Annotated in this window: 16 protein-coding genes and 1 pseudogene; 4 read left to right on the forward strand and 13 right to left on the reverse strand. The window is 37.8% G+C overall.

Going from position 1 to position 18,603, the window contains the following annotated elements:
* Positions 1–112: 112 nt before the first annotated feature.
* The 6 genes from ACH0AK_RS08005 to ACH0AK_RS08030 all read right to left on the reverse strand — a co-directional run bounded on the left by ACH0AK_RS08005 (position 113) and on the right by ACH0AK_RS08030 (position 7,452).
* Positions 113–1,258 (reverse strand): pectate lyase-like adhesive domain-containing protein, encoded by a 1,146-nt coding sequence (locus ACH0AK_RS08005; RefSeq protein WP_041684173.1) that lies wholly within the window; start codon positions 1,256–1,258, stop codon positions 113–115.
* 210 nt (positions 1,259–1,468) lie between these two features.
* Complete coding sequence (locus tag ACH0AK_RS08010; protein ID WP_010736245.1) at positions 1,469–1,834, reverse strand: hypothetical protein; 366 nt, start codon at positions 1,832–1,834, stop codon at positions 1,469–1,471.
* 40 nt (positions 1,835–1,874) lie between these two features.
* Positions 1,875–2,432 (reverse strand): hypothetical protein, encoded by a 558-nt coding sequence (locus ACH0AK_RS08015; RefSeq protein ID WP_010736246.1) that lies wholly within the window; start codon positions 2,430–2,432, stop codon positions 1,875–1,877.
* Positions 2,433–2,457: 25 nt separating this feature from the next.
* Positions 2,458–2,976 (reverse strand): hypothetical protein, encoded by a 519-nt coding sequence (locus ACH0AK_RS08020; protein ID WP_010736247.1) that lies wholly within the window; start codon positions 2,974–2,976, stop codon positions 2,458–2,460.
* A 32-nt stretch (positions 2,977–3,008) separates the two neighbouring features.
* Positions 3,009–5,711: a BspA family leucine-rich repeat surface protein gene (locus ACH0AK_RS08025; RefSeq protein WP_071866712.1), complete on the reverse strand. Its 2,703-nt coding sequence runs from the start codon at positions 5,709–5,711 to the stop codon at positions 3,009–3,011.
* Positions 5,712–5,976: 265 nt separating this feature from the next.
* A complete protein-coding gene (locus ACH0AK_RS08030) occupies positions 5,977–7,452 on the reverse strand; it encodes an AcpB/EbpR/MafR family transcriptional regulator (protein ID WP_226076771.1) in 1,476 nt (491 codons plus the stop codon).
* 1,083 nt (positions 7,453–8,535) lie between these two features.
* Here ACH0AK_RS08030 and ACH0AK_RS08035 point away from each other — a divergent pair.
* A complete protein-coding gene (locus ACH0AK_RS08035) occupies positions 8,536–9,156 on the forward strand; it encodes a helix-turn-helix transcriptional regulator (protein WP_023519152.1) in 621 nt (206 codons plus the stop codon).
* A 172-nt stretch (positions 9,157–9,328) separates the two neighbouring features.
* Positions 9,329–9,586 carry a VOC family protein gene (locus ACH0AK_RS08040; RefSeq protein ID WP_023519151.1) on the forward strand — a complete coding sequence of 86 codons (258 nt, stop codon included), beginning with the start codon at positions 9,329–9,331 and terminating at the stop codon, positions 9,584–9,586.
* A gap of 28 nt (positions 9,587–9,614) precedes the next feature.
* On the opposite strand, the gene ACH0AK_RS08045 is transcribed toward ACH0AK_RS08040, so the two are convergent.
* From ACH0AK_RS08045 to ACH0AK_RS08055, 3 genes are all read right to left on the reverse strand, one after another.
* Positions 9,615–10,211, reverse strand: a complete 597-nt coding sequence (locus ACH0AK_RS08045; protein ID WP_023519150.1) for a YitT family protein — start codon at positions 10,209–10,211, stop codon at positions 9,615–9,617.
* A gap of 383 nt (positions 10,212–10,594) precedes the next feature.
* Positions 10,595–11,437 (reverse strand): S-formylglutathione hydrolase, encoded by an 843-nt coding sequence (fghA, locus tag ACH0AK_RS08050; protein ID WP_023519149.1) that lies wholly within the window; start codon positions 11,435–11,437, stop codon positions 10,595–10,597.
* Entirely contained in the window at positions 11,418–12,557 is a 1,140-nt protein-coding gene (locus tag ACH0AK_RS08055; RefSeq protein WP_137072002.1) for an S-(hydroxymethyl)glutathione dehydrogenase/class III alcohol dehydrogenase, read from the reverse strand. The genes fghA and ACH0AK_RS08055 overlap by 20 nt, the downstream gene beginning before the upstream one ends.
* Positions 12,558–12,869: 312 nt before the next feature.
* Between ACH0AK_RS08055 and ACH0AK_RS08060 the strand changes: the two genes are divergently transcribed.
* The gene (locus ACH0AK_RS08060) at positions 12,870–13,118 is read left to right on the forward strand and encodes a winged helix-turn-helix transcriptional regulator (RefSeq protein WP_224434882.1); all 249 of its coding nucleotides are present in this window, start codon (positions 12,870–12,872) and stop codon (positions 13,116–13,118) included.
* A gap of 131 nt (positions 13,119–13,249) precedes the next feature.
* Here the strand turns inward: ACH0AK_RS08060 and ACH0AK_RS08065 are convergent, their stop codons facing one another.
* The gene (locus tag ACH0AK_RS08065) at positions 13,250–13,549 is read right to left on the reverse strand and encodes a hypothetical protein (protein WP_023519146.1); all 300 of its coding nucleotides are present in this window, start codon (positions 13,547–13,549) and stop codon (positions 13,250–13,252) included.
* A gap of 411 nt (positions 13,550–13,960) precedes the next feature.
* A complete protein-coding gene (locus tag ACH0AK_RS08070; protein WP_499796845.1) occupies positions 13,961–15,790 on the reverse strand; it encodes a glucose PTS transporter subunit IIA in 1,830 nt (609 codons plus the stop codon).
* 273 nt (positions 15,791–16,063) lie between these two features.
* On the opposite strand from ACH0AK_RS08070, the gene ACH0AK_RS08075 reads away from it, so the two are divergent.
* A complete protein-coding gene (locus ACH0AK_RS08075; protein ID WP_071866709.1) occupies positions 16,064–17,263 on the forward strand; it encodes an enolase C-terminal domain-like protein in 1,200 nt (399 codons plus the stop codon).
* A 282-nt stretch (positions 17,264–17,545) separates the two neighbouring features.
* Here ACH0AK_RS08075 and ACH0AK_RS08080 read toward each other — a convergent pair.
* A pseudogene (locus ACH0AK_RS08080) lies at positions 17,546–17,671 on the reverse strand (type II toxin-antitoxin system PemK/MazF family toxin); the annotation flags it as partial.
* A gap of 49 nt (positions 17,672–17,720) precedes the next feature.
* A complete protein-coding gene (gene mazE, locus ACH0AK_RS08085; protein ID WP_010736255.1) occupies positions 17,721–17,951 on the reverse strand; it encodes a type II toxin-antitoxin system PemI/MazE family antitoxin in 231 nt (76 codons plus the stop codon).
* Between the last annotated feature and the right edge of the window lie 652 nt (positions 17,952–18,603).

Raw genomic sequence — 18,603 nt, forward strand, 5'->3', positions numbered from 1 at the left:
TTAACGAAGAACTCACATTGAATCAAAAGTGTTTTTTCGTAACTATACGAAATTTTTTAATTGATTCTTTCAAGGTTCTTCAAAAGCTGTTGTGATTTCTACTTCAATCATGTTACTCCGGGAATGTATCAGGAAATAATGGCATCTCCATTCCAGCAGTATATTCTCGATAAGAATCAAATCCTAAAAAATGATTTTCAAAACTAACTGAATTTGAACGAAGAACTTGCGAACCATGGGGGCCACCCAGTCGTGTCTGTAATTGACTATTCCAAACATGGGTGGGACGAAAACTCATATTATAATTCTCCCAAAAAGCGTTTCTCACGGCATTGATTTCCATGAGTACGGCAGAAGAATCGATCAATGGAGCGACAAGCCCACCGAAGCCAGTCTGTTTTAAATGTATACTGTACGGATTATCAAAAAAAATCTCCCCGCCAGTCATTTTGATCACTGAATGACTCCCCCCATGCGTCACTTTTAACGAAGAAAATTCACCGACTCTAATCGTCCCATTGATCCCCATTTTTATGGGGGTGATTTCATGTGCGCGTAATTCTAAACGACCATAGTTGATCACAAATAAATCATTTGCTTCGATTGCTTCATATATCCTTACATTGGAGCCAGACGGAACCTCGATCAATCCTTCTGTTCGAATAAAAGGTTGCTCTCTCAGTTCAGTTGAACCATCTCCGATGACCACCTCACCTTCTAGACGAATCGTACTCCCATAAGAACTTTGGATAAATGGTTGCTTTAATTGATTTTGACTAACAAATATAGGCGACTTGGCGTTCGCTTTGATTTCTAAAGTAGAATGCTTTGCCAGCTTGAGTGCATGATTATTTTCTAAATCTATACGAGCAGCATTGATAAAATTGATCGTCAATGGGCGATCAATCGTATCCAACGAATGAAAGGTCGTATTGAAGCTAGCTGACACATTGATAACGCTGACATTTTGATCATTGATAGCATTTCGAAATTGGTACCACGTTCTTACCTCCACTGTTTTACGATTTTCCTTGTTTACGACATAGTACGCCCCATCTTCACTGATAAAATGATGGACGTTATCGGCTAATGATTCACCATCTTCCAGTAAAATCCCATTGACCGATTCTTTCACTCCGATTCCAAGATTTGTTTGGAAATCATGCATTGTCGCTTCACTTGTTGTTGAACGTACAAAGAGTAAGCCTATTATTCCTCCTAAAAAAAATACCAAATTGAGCTGCATAATTTTTTTCATATCTAACACGCCTTCCTTTTATAAAGCGATCATACCTGAAAGCAAAATGGAATATCAAAAATGTTTTTTCTGCAAAGCAAGAATTTTTCTGTTTTTACAACTAGAAGTTGTGCTCATTCGGCATATACATCCACCATGAAACGAACAAACCAATAAGCCCCTTTCAATGACGGAGACCTATTGGTTTGTTTCTTCTTTATTATTTTGTTTTTAGTAACTATTCTTTTTCGGACGTTTGTTACCTGAGCGATGATTCTTTCTAGTCGAAATAACAAGCCAGGCGGTAACGAGTAAATAGCCAAGCCACAAGAAACGCTGACCGCTCAAAGCGTTTGTTTTTGGTAGCTTCCCTTGTTTTAGTTCGGAAATATCAGCGACAAGGGTGTGCTTCTTGTCCTCGTTTCCATGTGATCCATTGATCGTTATACTTTTTTCTGTGCTAGTGTCTTCTCCAATTCGTCCAGTGACAGTGATTTGTCCCGTTGTCGTATCTGCACCAACTACCTCAGTAAGCAATCCATTAGCGATAATAAAGAATAGTCCCGTGATATAGAACAACTTCATTCTTCTTTGCATACGATTGATCCCTTCTTTTTGGGATTTAAGTGATTCTTTTTTATGCTACATTAGGAGAGAAACTCAAAACTAATTTAAATGTTGGGTTTAACTCTGCTGAGGCATTGACCGGCGTGACTTTACCAGTGAAAGTAAATTTTCCTTCATTCGTCCCTTGATTTCCTTGGAGTCTGAAAAGTTCAGCTACCGTTTCTGTTGGCTTGCCATCTTCAAACAAATCAATCGTATTCACTTTCAATGAGTCTACTTCAGCCATATTCGTTGGTGTATCTACGCCAGAAACGGAAGCAATCACGCCAACAGCAGAATTATTCGTAATCGTGTGTTCAGGTGACGTAATTGTGGTATGATTTGAGGCTTTTGTTGTGTAAAATAAGGCGGTTGTTGGAATCGTCACATTGATCCATTGATCCAAATCCTCAGGATTTGGTCCAGGTGTCGTATTATCGAATTCACCGATGATCCCCCGTACAAGAACGTCTCCTGACGTCTCTCCTTCACGCCCGTCAATCACTTGCTCCGCTCTAGCGATTGTCCCAGTTGCCATAATCCCTGCGATTGTTGCTGTACTTATAAGTGCTGCTACTATTTTTTTCATCTAAATTCCCTCATTTTCTTTTTTTTTAGTTTTTAACGATAATCATTACTTCCGCCTCAGTGACCCCTTGTTTTTCTTTCGTTTCAGGATCATAAATATTAACGGTGGCTTTAGCAGGATACTCTCCTTTAGTTAATTGTTTTTCCAATTTTACATTCTCTACGAATTGGTTTGGATGGATGGCACCCGAAGAATAAATCAACTCTCCAGTAGAGAGTAAAGAAATATCAACTGCGATCGGATAAACATTCGTCCCAGGATTGACAATCTCGATCGAGCCTTCACTCTGTCCGTTCTCAAAGACGGCTTCTGGATTGATTTGTAATGTAAAATAATTGGCATCGGCTACTTCTTGCGCACGTTTCGCCAAGCGTTGATCAGAGGCATCACCAACTGCTGGTAAAAGATCCGCACTGATCAATGGAACCTGATCTTTTGATTGATTGAAATAATAGGCAAGACCACCGGCAATCAACGAAAATAGCAAAAACCACAAGAGCCATTTACGCTTATTCTTATTTTGTGCTTGGTTCGTTTCCTCCAATGGCTTCACCTCCTTGTTAACTATTTTTTTCTTTAAATTCGTGGGACGAATCGTAACACGATTCGGTAATTAGGTACAAGTGTGCTCTCGTAATAGCCCCCTTGCTCAAGTTCAGGATGATCAATCCACCGTGGATAATTCCCATAAAATTCTCCCGATAAGGAAAGGGGGGTACGATCTCCTTCAGATAAACGAATCAAATGTTGCTCTGGCATCGTTGCGTATAACTGTTTTTTTGTCTCCTGCGTTTGGAGATGCAAGCGCAACAGTGGCTTCGTAATATCCTCATAACTAGGATCTTCCACTGCACTTTCTGCATAATCCAGTGGATCTTCCCCTTTTTTTAAAAGAACGATTCCAGCAGAATCATCAATAGCAACTTGGTTGATATACGTATCAATAGCTACCGAAGATTGGTTGTGGATCTCATAGGTTTGGCTCTCAAACTGGCGGTTTGATTCTTCTTCGTCATACAATGATTCAAAAATCATTTTGACAGGGATCGTTACCCTTAAATGTTCAACTTTGGAGGTAAGATCAATATCAATCGTCATTTGATACGCTTTATTGCCGACTTCAAGAATCGCGTAGTAACTTCCGTCTTCTTCGCTATCTAACGAAAGATCGGTCTCAACGATGCGAAAATCATTGGTCATGTCTTCTTCAGATAAGATATTTTTTGCTTGTGCACGACTTTCTTGAAGAATAAGCGCATGTAATGCTTCGACAGTAGCTAACTCATTGAGCTTAGAACGATCTAACGTAAAGTTATTGCTCCGATAATCAATCCCTTTGATGACTGTTTGCTCTTCTGCTACATCACCAGTTGTGTCTCCTGAAGGTTTGGATAGTTTGATTTCGACCGTTGACCCCGTTTCAAGCCGTTCATTTTCTGTCAAATTGATTTGGAACGAGCGAACCTTCTCCTGGGTATCTTGATACTCTCCCCAGACGATGCGAGGAGAATCTTTTTCAAGAACTACTGTACTTCCTTCTGTGTTTTTATAGGTAATCGTCAAATGGTCAACTGATTCTGTGGCATGACCATGAATCGCTACAGATTGGTCACTCACAGGGTCAAATTTGGCAATGAGTTGTTCAGGAGGAACTGGCTCCCAGATATACGTACCTGGATAAGTGCCATCATAGTTATTCATAAACTCGGTTGAGTTTTCAAAGGCGATAACCCCAGTTCCGCTCGTTAAACTTTCTTCTAAAACCCACCGTCCTGTATATTGATCAGTTATTTCAATCTGTGGCAAATTTGTCGAACCAGCTGATGACGTGGGTGGGAAAACCGTTTTTTCTCCCAGAACGATTGTCTTTAAAGATGTATTATTAAACATAGCTACAACTAAACTTAAGCTTGCTGTATTCCAATTACTGATATCTAATTTTGTTAAAGAATTTGCACCATTGAACATAAACATAGTAGAAAATAAAGCTGAGGTATTCCAATTTCCTAAATCTAGTTCTGTGATTGAGTTTGCAGATTGGAACATGAAGCTCGTATTAGTTACCTTAGATGTATTCCAGCTACTTATATCCAATTCGATTAAGGAATTTGCATTTTGAAACATGCCACTCATAGTTGTGACATTCGACGTATCCCAATCACACACATGTAACGTTTTCAACGAGGAAGTACCATTGAACATATAGCTTATATCGGTTACATTCGACATGTTCCAATTATTCAAATCTAACTCAATCAAAGAAGTTGTGAAACTGAACATCCCGCTCATATTTATTACATTTGATGTATCCCAATTAAGTAAATCTAATTCTCTTAGACTTGACGCATTGGAAAACATATTCATCATGTTTTCGACATTTGAAACATTCAATCTATCAATATTCTCAATTACTTCCAGATTTCGTAAGCTTGAAAACAGCCTCTCTGAATTTTCTGGTAGTATCACTTGATCTTCCACAATAATTTGTTTGACCGAAGAGTAGGTTTTCCATGGAGCATCTGCTACTTCGCCAGCTTCCCCACCATATAATGTGATTGTTTCCGTTCCTTCCTCATACGACCAAGGGACCGTTCCCCATAGATTCTGTTCAGGCTCATAAGTATAGACAACCGTTTGTTCTTCTACTCTAAAAGTCCCAGAGGCATTTTCGGGAGTCTTACTCAATTGCCAACCACTAATGCTTAACGCTTCGGTTGTGTAGGTTTGATCAACTAATCCAGTCAGCACGCTAGGATTAGCTAATTGATTTCCTTCCTCATCTTCATGCTTTACAGTAATATTCCCACCTGGAACCGATTCATAGACTGCACGAATCACAGAGTTTCCAGCTTCACTTTGGCTTACAGCAAGATCTGGGATATTTGGACTAAATATGAATATTGGACCTGAAACGACTTCCCAGCGTAAAAATCGGTAACCGGGATTGGGGAACGCGTGCATATTACCCATGCTCTGTCCTACCTGGAGCCATACCACATTCGATCCTGACGAATCAGTTCGTCTAGGATTACCACCAGCTAGTGGGCTTGCAACTAATTCTAAACGATATTCAGTAGCACGATTACTTACCTCTTCACTTTCTTTTTTTCCCGATTCTTCTTGCTTTTCTGGATATTCCGTAATTGCTGCTACTTCATGATTATCAGAAGAGCTTGAATAATCATGTGCATAGGTTAGTTGAAATGGGAGCTGGGGTAAAAGCAAAACCATGATCAATAATAACTTTCCAACGATTCGGCTAATTGTATTTATGTTCATACCACTCCTCCTAGTATTTGACCTACTGTATTATTCTTATTAGAAACTTATAGCGAACAAAGTTTAGACATTCTTTTTATCAACTGTCATTTTTTATTGGCTCGAAGATAACTCTCTTTCAAAAATTCTGTAAGTCAACTTGCATGTTTATTACTTCACTAAGATTACATTGATTTTTTAATGAAATAAAATCATCTATTTCATTAACGTCTGAAATAAATGAAAAAAAACAGTCGCTATTTTTATTAGCAACTGTGGAAAAATATTAATTATAGTTTTTACGATAAGGATTTATTTTTCTTTCTAATCGTTGCCAATCATGTTCATCTGGAACAGCTTTTAACAAAAGAAAATCGCTCTCAATGATGTAATCTAAAAGATAGCGATTGTAGTTTGTCACAATTAAATCAATATGTGCGGCGTTCAATACTTCTTCTGCTAGATAATAAAGCGGTAAAAAAACTAATGTATGTTTACTCCCAAATTGTTGACGTACACGAGTTATAATTTGTTGACAAACAAAATGATCCCCTTCCAGAAGAAAGTAAATTGTTTTACTTGGTAAATAAAAATCGAAAATCAAATTACTATAAATCGTTAAACTCACACTTATATCTTCCATGTATTTTGAAGAAATAGAGTAGCTTTTCCTTTCTTTTTTAAAAAAACCTAAATTCCGCTGATAATTCTCATTATCTGAGCGTATGACTGCTTTTTTTATCTCTATCGCCTCTTTATTTAAGACAGGTGATAACAAATCATTTATTTTTCTAGATAGAAAAAACGAGCGTAAGAATGTTGTGATTTTTTGATCAATATTTTTAGGGAAATCAAATTCCTTTAAATATCGATTCGTGAGTTGAGAAATTTCTGTGCCTTCATGAAAATCTTTATAAAACTTTTTCTCTGATTCTTCATGATCTAGGGTACGTTTACAGACAGTGACTAAATAAATCCAAGCGAATTCTTCTTTTGATAATTCGACCTTATAAAGTTTCTTGATGTCATCTTTCAAAGAATGAAGGAGAGAAAAATTCTTTGCTTTGTATGCTAATTTCGCTAATTTTCTTGGAATCTCTATAGAAAAACCCAGTCCCGCACGTTTGATTGCGATATAAAAAGTATAATAAAAGGCTGCTGGCGTAGTTCCAGATCCAACCTCATCTTGGCCCAATTTATTGCTTAATTTTTTTAAAACCAATTCATGTAATTCAATATCAGGAACAAGCGTATAGGGCGTTTCTACTCCTTCATAATAAAAATCTTTGAAGAATTTTCGCAAATTAGCTTCTCTTCCTTCAATCGACAACGGGTTGGATGCCCACTGCAGTCCATAGCTCTTCAATACTGTGGTTGTTCGATTCAATAGCCGGCGAAAGGTACTCTCTGAAAAATGATAGTGATGGGCAAGTTCATCGATTGTTGATAATTCTCCTAAAAAAATATTCCCGATGATTTCAAATAGACACTCATTCTCAAGTAATTTCTGCTTTTTTTCTTGATACATCGAAGCTTTTTTTTCTTCAAAAAAGATTCCACTATTTCCTGAATCTAAACTGATACAATCATCAAAATAGTCTTTGATGTACTTGATATCATTGGCAATCGTTCGTTCTGTCACTTGCAGTTTTTCGGCCAATTCTCCAATCGTAAACAATCGTCTTCGTTCAATCATACTCAATATTCGAAACAAACGACTCGTCGTTCGATTACTGATAAATGCCAATTGTAAGTCTTTCAATTTTCCACCTCATTTTTTAAATGAACACTTTTCTTTATACTTACATATAAATAACACAACCAATCGGAATGATAAACTATATTGTTTCTCCTTGAAAGAAAAAACGAACGTAAAAGTGACAGATTTTAACGTTCTATTTTGCTTCTTAACCTTATGGTAGTTATGATTTATTCAATAGTTACACAACGCTTTCTAAATGATCATTTGTACCCATTTTTATATTTTTTTCAGGATTCCAAATGAACCCTACTGTTATAAACAGCATTACCAACAAAGTCATTCTTTAAATAAAAAGGAGTATTTTTGCTAACTGACCAATCTTATTAGTTATTAACCATGTATGATCCAAAAAAGCTGATACACCTTACATAGAACCAACTTATTTATAACAATTTGTTCATGTATTCTTGCTTATTATCCATAAACTCAAGTTCTTGATCTCCCTTAAAATCCATTTGCTATTATCGTTTTTTGTCTTCCTTGCTCTAGTATCCTACAAAACAAATCCAATAAATAAAAAAACATGTCTTTCTCCTTCGTCAGATAATACGTAGAAGAAATACATGTTGAATATTTTGTTCATATCCAATTAAATAATTTATTGGGATCAACGTGGAGAGTTTTCTCTTTCACCAATACTGTTAACATTAACAACGACTATTTTATTCACTTTAACAATCACTTACCTATGGAATAGAAGATGAGAAATCAGAACGGTAAATGCGTAACCTTATAACCAGTCAGAATAGTCAAAAACCTAGGATAAGAACCAGCGATCACTGTGGTATCTATCCTAGGTTTTTACTGTCTAGCTTGAGCATACATATTTTTTCCCTTAGCCAATCCACTCATTTACCCCTCTACCAATTAACAGATCTCTGCTTATCTCTTTGATTTTTTCACACCAGCATCCTATTTAGCGACAAATAGCAATCCAACGCCTTTTTTCATTTCGCCTAGATACGCTGACACTATCACCGACAATCCCAATTGCGTACTTACTTTAGTGATATAGACAGATACATCTCATCAACATGCTATAATTGATAGAAAGGAACAGAACCATAAACAAGTAGGTGATCCATGTATTCTCCAATTCAAGTACCCTATATCGTCAACCCAATCTATCAGAAATATTTCAAGTATCCAGCAATTGTCATTCCCTCATTACAAGACTTTGTGATTTGTCTATGGGAACACCAATCCTTGACTCAGGATTCCTACGAAGTGAATGATTTGATCATTCCAGATGGGTGTATCGATCTTTTCATTGATTTCAAAAAGCAATCATCGAATTTTCAGGTATCAGTAAAACAGAGTATGATTTCTATAGCAATTAGTGAGTTTAAGATACCTTTCAACCTCGACTATTTCTTCTCCCTATCCTATTCTCAACAAAAAGAATATTTTATTGATTACCTCCATCAATTGATTGAAGGACATACACCAAACCAGTTTATCAAATTGATTGATCGATTTAGCCAAATCCCTGCTTCTACAATTCAAGATTTGTGTCAGGATTTAGTTGTAGGCACACGGCAATGCCAACAGTTATTTAAGAAGTATTATGGCATTTCACCGCAACTGATGTTGCTTACATTGCGTTTTCAGTACTGCTTGAAAATACTAACCGATCCTCACGCTAGTGAAAAAAAGTTAATTGCGTTGCATTACTACGATCAGTCTCACTTGATCAAAGATTAAAAAAAACATATCGGCTTTACACCACTCGAATTTGTCCAGCTTTGTAAAGAGTTCAAAGCACAACCTTTGGATTAGATGATACGTCGTGAGCAAAGTGAGATGTCGTGTATTTACAATACAGTCTAAAATTCTCATGCTATAGTTGCTCGATCAAGTTCAGGGAGATGAAATCATGAATAAAATCAAGTGGAAAGGCTTTTTACTTACAACTTCTGATTCAGAAATCGAAGTGATCCACGATACATTGACCTATGACTGGGGACAAAAAGTGTTTCGTTTTTACGACTACGATAAACATATCGTTGAAGTTTCAGAAAGCATTCAAGGTGTCTTCAATCGTCTATATGCGCAAGGATTGAGCCTTCCGAAAATCGCTGAACGCTTCGGTGATCCACTAGAAATTGTCAAAGAGCGTTACAGTATCTCCTAAACTCCAAGAATAACTAAATTATCCACCTCTAAGAAGTTTGTCTATTCTCAATAGATTTATAGGATATCTTAGAGAATAGGTTCATCGTTAGAAAAACTAGAATATTTGAAGTCAAGGCAAGTAAAAATTGATCAAAACCAAAAATACTCCAATTTAGCAGTATGACTATACCATCTATGAAAAACAAGCCTGTAGAGAGTTTTATATTGAAATATTTTTTTAAAATTATCGGTGGAATGGACGTTCCTCCACTAGAAGAATTTTGTGAATAAACAATGGACATACCTACAGAAAAAATTAGACTCCCCAAAACGATCGATAAAATTTTATTTTCAGTAAACATTATTTTAGGTACATAAGTTAACAATAACGGTAGAACTAAGCTGCCATATAAAACTTTCATAAATACTTGTTTACCTAAATAAATGATTGCTAATAGCAACATAACTGAATTTAATGCTAGCACGACGAGTGAACGATTTACTTGAACAAGGTATTCAAGTAATATTCCTAGACCACTCGTTCCTCCAGCAGCAATATAATGTGGGCCAAAAAACATATTGATACTAATTGATAGTATCCACAGCCCCAAAGTAATCGTTAAATATTTGAATAGATTTTTCATATGCGCCTCCTAATATTTTTTAATGCAAGAACACAAAAAGGGATTAGATAAGAATATTCTTATCTAATCCCTTTGGATCCTCCGAAACTTTAATTAAGTTAACACATCTATTCTAAAAAGTAAACCTGTTAATTTTATTTTTTAATTTTGACTCACAGAATTACACCGCTATAAACAATTGAAACTAGTATCCGGCAGAACTCCTTTCACTAATTGGCTTTCGTGGCTCTGTGCACGATCTAGTCAAACTAAAGAGGTATCTCTCAAAAAAAATTTCAGGTTTCACTGCTTATTGCTTATAGTTGCATCGTTCTGTCTTCCTCTGATTTTCCAGTTAGTTGCTCGTTTGTCTGACTCACATTCCATCTCTTACAATGGTCTTTTCACTGTTTCAAATAGCTCGCATGAAAAGCAATATGTTGTTCTACAAATGTAGCAATGGTGAAGTAGCTATGATCATAGCCTTCTTCTTTTCGGTAGAAAACTTCGTGTTTCACTGATTCTGCTGCTGATAAAAAAGCTTCTTCATTGAGCTGGACTTCGTAGAATGGATCAGCCGTCCCTTGTGTGATCAGGATAGGCGGTTGACTGGTTGTTTCTTTTTTGATCAGCTCAGTGGCATCCCATTCACTCCATGTCGCTTGGTCAGGACCTAGATAAGCAGTGAATGCTTTTTGTCCCCATGGTACGTTTGAGGGGTTCGAAATTGGTGCAAAAGCAGAGATCGAAGCAAAGCGTGCTGGATTTTTCAGACCGATCACTAACGAACCATGCCCACCCATGGAATGACCCATGATACTTTCTTTTCCAGAAAGATTTGGGATCAAGGAGTAGATGATCTCAGTCAGCTCTTTCGTAAGGTAGTCGTACATTTGGAAGTCTTTCTTCCAAGGTTCTTGTGTTGCATTCAAGTAAAAGCCAGCCCCTTGACCGAGATCCCAATCTTCACTGTCAGCAACATCCCCCCGAGGCGATGTGTCCGGCATGACGAAGGCGATTTGCTGTTCTGCTGCATAGCGTTGGAATCCACCTTTGATACTAAAATTATCATCTGTACTTGTTAAACCAGCTAACCACCAAATGAGTGGGATTTCTTGATTTTCAACAGTGGTTTCTGGTAGATACACGCTGAATGTCATCTCACAATGTAGCGTTTCTGACAGGTGACGATATTTGATTTGTTGCCCGCCAAACGACCGATGTGTTTCAATTTTCTGTAGTTCCATCAGTATCACCTCCATAAGTGAGCATAGTACGAATGGATTCTCCACGATGCAACAGCTCAAGTGATTCATTGATTTGTGTAAAATCTAAACGATGGGTGATGAATGAATCTAAATCAATTCCACCGTTCAAGTAATCTTCCACCATACCTGGCAATTGGCTTCGCCCTTTGACACCGCCAAAAGCCGAACCACGCCAGACACGACCAGTCACTAGTTGGAACGGACGCGTGTGGATTTCTTTTCCAGCTCCGGCTACACCGATAATGATGCTTTCGCCCCAGCCTTTGTGACATGCTTCAAGCGCGGAACGCATCACTTCCACATTGCCAATACACTCAAAACTATAATCTACGCCACCTTGGGTCATTTCTACGATGACTTCTTGGATTGGACGATCGTGTGTTTTAGGATCAACAAAATCCGTTGCGCCCATTTTTTTAGCTAACGGCCATTTTTCAGGGTTCATATCGATTGCAATGATTCGTTTAGCATTAGCTTTTTTCAAGCCTTGGATTACTGCTAAACCAATCGCTCCTAGTCCAAAAACAGCTGTGACAGCACCTTCTTCAACTTTTGCCGTGTTGTCAACAGCACCTAACCCTGTCGTTACGCCACACCCTAATAGTGGAACGGTATCTAGAGGAGCATCCTCTGTGATTTTCACCAAATTGATTTCATTGACGACAGTATACTCACTAAACGTACTCGTACCCATATAGTGATAAATCGGCTCGCCTTTGTAAGAAAAACGTGTCGTACCATCTGGCATTAGACCTTTTCCCTGCGTTTCACGGACAGCAGAGCATAGATTGGTTTTTCCTGACAAGCAAAACTCACACTTTCCACATTCTGGCGTATACAACGGAATCACATGGTCCCCCACTTCAACAGATGACACGTCATCACCAACTTTGACAACGATACCGGCGCCTTCATGACCTAAGACCGCAGGAAAAACTCCTTCTGGATCTTCCCCTGATAAGGTAAACGCATCTGTATGACAGACAGAAGTGTACAAAATTTTTACCATGACTTCCGTCGGTTTCGGATCAGCAACATCGATTTCAACGATTTCTAACGGTTTTCCTGGTTCAAATGCTACGGCAGCTCTACTTTTCATTTTTCTTCCTTCTTTCTTATTCCGCTCGTCTGGTTCTTAGTTAGCGAGCGAAACCGCAATCTTTCCACTTCATCGTATCATAGGCTGTGTTGAGAAACAAAACTGACAAACTTGTCAGTATCCTCAATTTCTTTACTTCCATTGGTAAGATTTGTATAATAGCAACTATTGCTGTCGAATAAATAAATCAAAGTGAGGTTCTTTATGTATCAATACCATGAAAAAGAGTTTACCAATACGAAAGATTTAGCCATGCACGTCCTGAGTGGAAAATACAAGATCGTCTTGATTTGATGTTTTTTACAACAACCGATTTTACGATTAAGTGAGATTGAAAAAATGTTACCAGACATCAACCAGCGAATGTTGATTCGCCAATTAAGAGAATTAGAAAGCGATCATTTACTCACACGTAAAGTCTATCCCGTAGTCCCGCCAAAAGTAGAGTATCAATTGACCGAGATCGGGCGCGAACTCTCAACGATCGTCCAACATATCTGCGATTGGGGCGATCATTATTATGAAGTCGTTGCTGATCTTTCAACGGATATAGCGGATTGATTCTGTAAATGATGGAAAGATGGTTTTTCTATCACAGTAAAGACAGTTCTTGAGATAATAAAAATCCCATATAGTTGATAGTAGAATGAACATCTTCTCTTATCGACCGTATGGGAAAGTGGGGAAGTATTTTAAAAAGTTGGGTCAATCAAAAACTCGAATGTTTCCGCTTCCAAAAGCGTCACTTCATCTTGTGGATTTTTGTTGATTTTGTAAGTCACTAATTTTTTGCTCTGTGTGGGCCCAAACATGTTGACTTTGCACAAGATCCAATAGTTTGTCCCAGCAACTACTTGTGTTCCTAATAGCGCAAATGGTATAGCCTCACTACTGTCATCTAACGTTTTGCGTGCTTCTTCTACCAGCTTCTTGTGTTCATCAGTAATCGTTGGTGCGTCTGGAATAGTGATTCCTCCAGCTAAATCAGTCATATCTATCGCCTACTAAGCTTACATAGAAAGCGCTTACCGCTTCTTAAAATAAGGATAATTTATTTAAAAAAAAACATCAAATAAAACAACCCGAAGAATTCCACACACTGAATGAATCTTTTTTATATTTCCCCTCTTTCGCCTATCCACCATACCATTCCCCACTGCATTAAAAACCACTAGCCCTCATAAAACAATGAAAACCAGCTGATAAACCAGTATTATCAAAGTCCCCTAACACCTAGCAAATCATGGAATCGCATAAAATCTATTCATGTTTCACCCGATAAATTAAATAACTTTAAACAAAAATATAGATAACTAAATAAACAAAAAAATAAGGTTACCAACAAAAAACATACGCCAATCTTTGAAGATGGCGTATGTTCTCTTGATCATGCTATTTTCATTTTACCCATTCAACAAGGCACGTTCCAAGAGCGCTCCAGCTTGGTGCTGCCCTTCTAGGTTTCGTTCCCCGGAGAATTTCGACACACGATCCATGTTCGTGATCACAACGATGACCATGCTCTTTTTCCCTTGACTATGGATATAAGGCAAATCCATTTGAGCAATTTTAGTGTCAACGGTTACCTGATCACCGACCTTTACAAGTACATCGAATCCTGCCCCATTCAAGTTGACAGTATCAATTCCCATATGGACTAATACTTCGACGCCATTACTAGTTTTAATTCCTAACGCATGTTTGGAAGGGAAAATCGTAGTGACTTTTCCGCTGACCGGTGCAAAGATGGCGCCATCGATTGACTCGATTGCAAAACCATCCCCCATCATTTTCGTTGAAAAAACTTCATCAGGCACATCTTCTAAAGGAATATATTCTCCTTTAGCTACAGCGTGTAGATTCACTTCGTTCGTGTACTCAGTATCTTCAGCTTGTTCGTTTGGTACTAAGAAATAAGTGATGGCGAATGAGGAAACCAAAGCGATCACTATCCCAAATACCGCAAAAACAAAATACTGACCGATATAAGCTGGTAAGCTAAAAATACTTGATAAAATATAGCCGTAGATCCGAACACCGAAGAAACTGATTAACGCTGAAGCGATCGAGCTACCGATTGTAGCCGCCATAAACGCCTTCTTGTATTTTGATAAGATCCCAAATAGCGCTGGTTCAGTGATTCCTAATAGACCAGAAACAGCAGAAGATAGTACCAATGACTTTTCTTCTTTTGATTTTACCTTGAGATAAATTGCAGCTGTCGCACCAGTGATCGCCATGTTCGCCATGAACATCATCGGCATCAACATGTCATAGCCTTGATTCGCAAAATTTTGTAAGGCAATTGGGGTCATCGCATGATGCAACCCAGTAAAGATTGCAATTGGACGGATCGCACCGACCACGATACCAGCTAACACTGGTGAGATTGAGAATAACCATGCCACACCAGCTGCTAAGAGGTTACCTAAATGAATACTGATCGGGCCGATCACTGTGAGTGTCAACAATCCTGCAACAAACAGGGAAATGGTTGGTGTGAAAACCGTTCGTAACACTTGTGGCAACAACTTATCCACCCAACGATAAATGTAGCTGAGTGCCAATACCGCAAAAATGATCGGGATAACTGTTCCTGCATAATTAAAGACAGGAACTGGAATGAGACCAAACAGTTGGAAAGCAGAGATCGAACCTTCAGCAACCGCTGTCGTCATGGTGGGAAATTGTAAAGTTGCAGCGATCGCAATCGCTAAATATGGATTCGTTTTGAAGATCCGAGCGGCAGAAGCAGCAACGAAAAATGGCAAGAAAGTAAATACGCCACTCGCAATCATATCAATGATCAAATACGTATCCGTCTGGTTCGAAATGACATTCAATGCCACTAAACCGGCCATCAAACCCTTGATCATTCCTGCCCCAGCAATTGCTGGTACGATCGGACCAAATACACCGGAAACAGTATCCATAAATAAGGATACGACGCCTTTTTTCTCTCCTTCACTTCGTTCACTTGTTTCATCTAACCCTAATTCTTTCGCAATTGGTGCAAAATAGTCAGCGACTTCTGTACCGATCACGACTTGCAGTTGTTCACTTTGATATTTTGTCCCCACCACTTTCGGTGTTTTTTCCAACGCAGCATAATCCACTTTTTTCTCATCTTTTAAATCAAACCGTAATCTTGTCATACAATGCCAAGCGTTGTTGATATTACTTGCTCCACCCACATGTTGTATGATTTGTTTTGCTATTTCTTCATGCTTCACATGTTCTCCCCCTTATTCTCATCAAACAATGATTCTTGTTTCCGCTTTCACCCAAATAGTAGCATGTGGAACGCCACTTGTAAAACCAGTCCTTTTTAGTAAATAACCAACGAAAAAGCTTTAATATCAACGTTTATAAAAATACTAACGTAAAATTGGACTGATTTTTAGTCGGTTTAGATGTTTTTATTAGACCAAATTGACAGGATGTTCTTCCCCATGTTTCAATGAGGATGCACATGATTCATATTTATGTATATTGGAGTGAAAAAAATGACACCAACGATCATTACAAATATAAAAAGTTACGCAATCAAACCAGATCGTCACAACTTGTTAGTCGTAAAAGTTGAAACAGATAAAGGCGTGACCGGCTTCGGTTGCGGCACTTTCCAATTTCGTCCTTTGGCTGTCCAGACCGTAGTTGAAGAATACTTAAAACCTTTACTGATTGGACGCGATGCGAATCAAATCGAAGACCTTTGGCAAGTCATGAATGTCAATTCTTACTGGCGGAATGGGCCAATCACAAATAACGCCATTTCAGGTGTCGATATGGCGCTCTGGGATATCAAAGGGAAAATCGCTGATATGCCATTGTATCAGTTATTCGGCGGAAAAGCTCGAACAGCAATTCCTGCGTATACGCATGCTGTCGCAGCTAATCTAGAGGACCTCGATCGTGAAATCGAAACATTTCTCGCACAAAGGTATCGTTATATTCGTTGTCAATTAGGTTTTTATGGGGGAAATCCAACGAATTTAGCAACACCTGAACAACCACTTGCTGGCTCTTATTTCGATCAAGAAGAATACATGTCCACTACGCTATCCATGTTTGAACATATCCAAAACAAATATGGCGATCGTTTCCAAATGTTACACGATGTTCACGAACGCTTGCATCCTAACCAAGCGATCCGTTTTGCAAAAAAAACAGAAAAGTACAATCTTTTCTTTTTAGAAGATATTCTACCGCCAAACCAAAATGAATGGTTGGCTCAATTACGAAGTCAATCAACGACCCCGATTGCTACTGGAGAATTGTTCAATAATCCAATGGAATGGAAAGAATTAGTTCGCAATCGTCAAATCGACTATATGCGTGCCCATGTCTCACAAATCGGCGGGATCACGCCTGCCTTGAAATTGGCACACTTTTGCGAAGCGATGGGGATACGAATCGCTTGGCATACGCCATCTGATATCACACCGATCGGCTTAGCAGTGAATACGCATTTGAACATCCATTTGCACAATGCGGCGATCCAAGAAAACATCGATGTTCCTGAAAATACGAAACAACTTTTCGGAAATATCCCCACACCAAAAAAAGGCTTTTTCTATCCGATCGAACAAAGTGGGATCGGTGTCACATTCAATGAAGAACAGGCGGCAGAATTTCCAGTTGTCTATCGTCCACACGAATGGACACAAAGCCGTACACCAGACGGCACGATCGTGACACCGTAATTCCAAAAAAAAGCTATCCTTACACGAAATATGTAAGGATAGCTTTTTTTGGTTCCGCTGTATTCCTATTATTATAATAATGAATACACGTGTAAACCTTAGTAGCTTTTTATGTAAAACATAGTTTTCAAAAATCAGTTTCTAAAGAATAATCTAAAATCTGTTTGACTTGAAGAAAATCGTCTCCTCTTAGACGATCAATAAATTCTTTACTAATAATCCGGTCAGTATCAAAACTATGAATTTGTGTAGCGTTCACTCTTCCACGTATCTTGTAATCATTCAAAGAAACATACCCAGAAAAGTTGTTCCCCCAGTCATTACCGGACAGACAATAATATAGTTCGTTTTTTTATTGTAAGCATTTGAGGAAACAACTAAAGCTGGCTGCTTCCCTCTTATTTCCCTGCTAAAAGAAGGCGTAGAATTAAGTCAGATCAAATCACCTTGTTGAGGTTCATACATTTTTCCCAATCTCCTCTTTTGCTATTGTTTGCCATCCCTCATCTTCATCCTTTTGAAATGGTTCATCCAATAAAAATGGATTTTCTATTTTTGGTGTGAATATTAATCCTCCATTCTTAGATTTATATACGACATATTTTGATCCAGCTTTAACCTGATACTGTTTAGGAATTGAAATAGAGATAGAATTCCCTACTTTACGAGCTTTTACATTAATCATCATTTATCACTCCTCACACAGCAAATTTTATTATGTAAAATTTAATTTTATAACGTAAAAGATACTAATACAAAAATAAATCAATAGAGTTTCTCAGACCTTCTTAATCTTTTATTTAATGCCACATTCTCATTAAACACTTATTGAATATTGACTTAAAAAAGGCATATAATCAACTTAAATCACAATAATAATTTTAAGGAGGATAAACATCTATGTCGAATAAAACCCAAGCTGCGAGAAAACTTGTTCAAGTTATTTGGTTGTTACAACTTTTAACTTTGTATACTTTTTTCCTAACAACTAACGATCAATCCTATCAGCTATCGAATCTGATCATGAAGTTACTTATCATGCTCTCTCTAGGTTTACAGAGTATTTTTATACGCAGTAACAGGAACTATAAATTTGGTATCATTTTTACATACAATCAATCAACAATAGCTCAAATAGTTGAAAGACTTATTTGGTTCATACTTATTGTAAGTTATTTTTTTGTGTTTTATATTTTCTATTATAAATAATATAACTTACTTCACTTATCAAGCATTTGTAAGAAAGCACTATCAACTAATTCGCTTTAATGTTTTCTTCCTTAACTTTCAAAAAAGCTACATTTTTACAGAAGTTTTTTCCTTAAGCTATTTTGAGACTA

It is taken from the genome of Enterococcus pernyi (assembly GCF_045371165.1).
GTDB classification, from domain to species: domain Bacteria; phylum Bacillota; class Bacilli; order Lactobacillales; family Enterococcaceae; genus Enterococcus_B; species Enterococcus_B pernyi.